This is a genomic window from Paenibacillus macquariensis, from assembly GCF_900156375.1.
GTDB lineage: Bacteria > Bacillota > Bacilli > Paenibacillales > Paenibacillaceae > Paenibacillus_AQ > Paenibacillus_AQ macquariensis.
In genome coordinates this window covers 1-1,371 of sequence record NZ_FTNK01000070.1, presented here as the reverse complement: position 1 = coordinate 1,371, position 1,371 = coordinate 1, and the positions used below count along the sequence as shown (strand labels likewise).

Genomic DNA, 1,371 nt, shown 5'->3' with positions numbered 1-1,371 from the left:
ACAAGAGCAGTCACTGCTTATCAAATGCAATATACGGATACGTAAAGTATTGTTAAATTCTTAGAGTGAATATTAAGCTTGATTACGCTAACGGGTAACGATAGCTAAATAAAATAGCGGCAGTCTAAGACTTTATTTTCCCGTGACAGTGGGTCACGGTTCCATCTGCCACCGAACGGCATGCATCCCATAATCACTCGGCTTGCAGCGATACCGCGTTGTTGTAAAGGTATGATCTTCATAAGTTGTGTAGCCTCCTGTGCATGTGAGAAATATGACGATATTCACATCCATTATACACAGGTTGGATGCCATCTCACTAATTTTTTACATGCTCGGGATCATCCTTCGGGGATTTCCCGCCTGAACACCTCGTTAACACGAGAAAAACCCTAGCACGCTATGGCACTAGGGCGATCCATTTGCTTGATATTTGCTACTCTATCGTTATCCGCAGAGATACATTTTTGCCGGCATAGGTAAACGTGATGACGGCCTTGCCTTTGCTCACCGCCGTAATCGTGCCCTGATTGGCGGTCGCCTTACCATTCGACTTGGACTTTGCGAGCGACGTTACATCGGTGCTGTTCCCATTGCTGAACACAACCAGTACTTGATAAGTCGTCGTTTGATTTAGAGCAAGCTTTGATTGGGATGCCGTGACCGTTAGCCTCTGCAGCTTAGGCGTGACCTGAACCGGGATTTCAAATGTGCGGTCACCGTAACTGCCGACGATATTCGTCGTACCTTCGGTCAGTCCCTTTACCCTTTCTCCTGTGGCTTTGGAGATTTGCACGTTTCCAGATGACCATGTCACCTTGCTTGCAAACGATACCTTTTTACCGCTGGAATAGGTGCCGATCACTTTGATGGTCTTAGAGGAACCGGCTTCCATCACGAGAGAGGCAGGCTGCACTTCGATGCTCACCAAACTCTCATGTATGGTGACTGGAAGTGACACGCCTTTTCCTCCATAATACAGTTTTACGCTGGCCCGCCCCTGTGACTGCCCCGTCGCCGTTACTGTGCGGTTGCTCTCTTGAATGCCTTTGCCGTCTACTTTCGCCGTCACCTGGGAGGAGACATCTACCGTGCGCCCACCTTCATAAATTGCTTGAACGGAATATGTGACCGACTTGCCGGGCGTCAGAACCAGCTTCGCAGGGGTTACGGTTAGTTTCAAAATCTTCGGCGTAATTTGCACGGGAAATTCGAACTTTTTCTCGCCCATAACGCCTGTAACGATCGTATTGCCTTCCGCTATTCCCTTTATCATCGTGCCGCTAACCTTCGCAACTTGATCATTCCTAGAACTCCACTTTATTTTCGTTGTGAGCGATACTTTTTTTCCACTTGCGTAATAACCTGTTA

1 protein-coding gene is annotated in these 1,371 nt (G+C 47.8%); it reads right to left on the bottom strand.

What is annotated here, in order from left to right:
• Nucleotides 1–436 precede the first annotated feature (436 nt).
• Nucleotides 437–1,371: Ig-like domain-containing protein (locus BW961_RS29390; RefSeq protein WP_076577144.1), on the bottom strand; the 935-nt coding region annotated here is incomplete at its 5' end.